General features: G+C 68.5%; 2 protein-coding genes and 1 pseudogene. All 3 read right to left on the bottom strand.

From position 1 onward, the window contains the following. Nucleotides 1–923: HAD-IC family P-type ATPase (locus tag C8N42_RS21110; RefSeq protein WP_146168307.1), on the bottom strand; the 923-nt coding region annotated here is incomplete at its 3' end. Nucleotides 924–928: 5 nt separating this feature from the next. Further along, nucleotides 929–1,909, bottom strand: a complete 981-nt coding sequence (locus tag C8N42_RS21105; RefSeq protein WP_107818348.1) for an FAD:protein FMN transferase — start codon at nucleotides 1,907–1,909, stop codon at nucleotides 929–931. Beyond that, nucleotides 1,890–2,797, bottom strand: a pseudogene (locus tag C8N42_RS21100) (PepSY domain-containing protein); the annotation flags it as partial. The gene C8N42_RS21105 and the pseudogene C8N42_RS21100, both read right to left, overlap by 20 nt.

Genomic DNA, 2,797 nt, shown 5'->3' with positions numbered 1-2,797 from the left:
ATCAGCGTACGGATGCGCGCCATTGTCTCGAGCGGCCCTGCGCCCTTGATCAAAACGCCAAAATGCGCCGCACGCGAGAGACCCGCGACCAGCGCAACCGGCACGGCAAGGATCAGCGGACAGGGCGTGGCGACCACCAGCACGGCGACCGCGCGGATCGGATCGCCTGTGAACCACCAGGCCGCGAAGGCGATACTGACGGTGACGACCAGAAAGCCCAGCGACCAGCGGTCGGCCAGCCGGGACATCGGCGCTTTGGACGCCTGCGCTTCCTCGACCAGGCGAACGATCCCTGCATAGGTGCTGTCCTTGGCCTCGCGCGTCGCCGTCAGGTCGAAGGCCTCGCCCGCGTTGGTCGATCCGCTCATGGCGTCGGCCCCGCGCGCCAGCCGGACTGGGAGGGATTCGCCGGTCAGCGCCGCGGTGTCGAGGAAGGCGGTGTCGGACGTAACCGAACCGTCCACGGGAACGACATCGCCCTGCCGGATCAGCAGGCGATCGCCCGGTGCGATCTCCTCGAGAGGCACATCCTCAAGACCGCCGTTCCGGTGCCGCGTCGCGGTCCGGGGTACGCGAGATAGAAGATCCTTCATCGAACGACGTGCACGGCCCTCAGCGAAGGCTTCGAGGAAAGTGCCTCCAGAATACATGACTGCGACGACAGCCGCAGCCAAGGTCTCGCCGAAGACAAGCGCCGCCGACATCGACAGCGCGGCAACGATATCGAGGCCCACCTCGCCGCGCCCAATGCTGCGGACGATTTCGACCACAAGCGCTGCCAGCGCGGGAACAACTCCTGCAATCCAGATCAGGTTCGCAACCTCTGGTTGGCCCGCAAGGTAGAATGCGAGTCCCACGATCAGCCCGGTTGCGGCCATCAGCAGGAGTGCGGTCTTGAAGCGATCGGTACGGGTCTGTTCCATGCGGCTCATCTTCCCCCGGCTGAGGCGATTGCCGCTGGTTCTTCGGAAAAAAGACGCCCGACTCCCACGCCCATTGCATTGCCTTCATCATCGCGCAGAAGAAACAGGGCGTCGAGTCCACGTTGTCTCGCGAGGTCCGCACCCCTCTCCGCACCGAGCACCATGAGCGCCGTCGCCCAGGCATCGGCCTCGGCACAGGTGCGGGCCACCACGGTGACGGAGGCCGGCGAGGCGATCAGCGGCGCGCCACGTCTCGGATCCATGGTATGCGACAGGCGGCGCCCCTGAACCTCGACCCAATGGCGGTAGTCACCGGAGGTCGCCACGGCGGCGTCCTGCAGCGCCAGAACCGAATGCGGCGTCCGGCGATCAGGGTCCGGCGCTTCTACCGCGATGATCCATGCCTCGCCATCGGGGCGCAGGCCCATGGCACGCATCTCACCGTCGATGCCGACAAGGGCGTCGGCAATCCCATGATCGCGCAAGGTCTCGGCGAGCCGGTCGACGGCATAGCCCTTGGCGATGCCGTTCAGATCCAGCGCAATGGGCGCGGTCTTGCGCAACTGCATCCCCTCGATCTCCAGCACCTCCTGCGCCGGGCGGCGGGGGGCGTCCATCACGGCGCGGATACCCTCGGGCGCGGCGGCCCCGGGCCCGAAACCCCAGGCCGTCACCGCATCGCCCATGCCGATATCGAAGGCCCCGCCCGAGGCACGCCCGATCTCGAGCCCGAGGCGCAGGACCGCCCGCAGTTGCTCCGGCACCACCACCCAATCGCCCACCGGCGCCGCATTGATCCGCATGAGCGCGCTCTCCGCGTTCCACATCGACATCTGCGTGTCCACCTCGTCGACAGCCGCCTGAAGGGCGGCACGAATTGCATCCGTGTCGCGGACCCGATCCGCGAAGAACAGCGCCGACCAGCGCGTGCCCATGGCGGGGCCGTTCAGGGCGATGCGCGCGCGCTCAGTAGACATCTTCGACATACCGCCCCTCTGCCTTTAGGACTGCGGGCGTAAGCCCGGCAGGTGCGAGGATCTCGGCCAACGCATCGCTCACGCCCGTGGCCATGTCGCGCCCGCCGCAGACCATCACACGCGCCCCGTCGCAGATAAGCCGGGCCACCTGCGCCGCGTCGGCGCGCAAGGCGTCCTGCACATAACTGCGCCGCGCGCCGCGCGAGACGGCGGTGACAAGCCGGGTCAACCGCCCCTCAGCCTGCCAGCCGGGCATCTCTTCGCCATAGAAGAAATCGCTGTCCGCATGCCGCATCCCGAAAAACAGGTGCACGGGCCTGTGCCGCGCATTGCCGCGGATGAAGCCCGCCAGCGGCCCGATGCCGGTGCCCGCCCCGATCAGGATCAGCGGGGTGCGACCGCGACCGGCGTGAAAGCCGGGATTGCGCCGCAGAAAGGCCCGGACCGTATCGCCCGGTTCCAGCGCGGTCAGCTGGCCCGAGGCCAGACCGCCCGGATGCTTGCGCACCACGATCTCGACGAACCCGTCGCGCCGGCCCGAGGCCAGCGAATAGAGGCGCGGCATCGGGCTGCCCTGCGGCAGGACGCCGATCAGGTCGCCCGCCTGGAACCGTGCGAAGCCCGTGCCCGTCAGCCGTTGCCACGGCGTTGCGCGCGGCAGGGCGAAGCGCAGGATCGCGGCCCCCGCCTGCATCTCGGCCCCGTAGTTGCGCCGCGAGACGAGGGTCAATGTTTCGGTGCGCGGCGAAACGGGCTGGTGAGAAAGCTCGAGAGAGATGCCAAGCACCTCGCCAAGAGCTCGGCCCCAGCGCGCGAAATCCTGCGGCGATTGCCGGTCGATTGTGTCGAGCGGCAGAAGCTCGGGCCAGCCCTTCGCCTCTGCCGCAGTCGCGACGG

Origin of the sequence: Celeribacter persicus, from assembly GCF_003050785.1 — a bacterium.
Classification (GTDB): Bacteria; Pseudomonadota; Alphaproteobacteria; order Rhodobacterales; family Rhodobacteraceae; genus Celeribacter; species Celeribacter persicus.
Note: the sequence above shows the minus strand (reverse complement) of the source record. Positions and strands in the feature narration are given on the sequence as shown.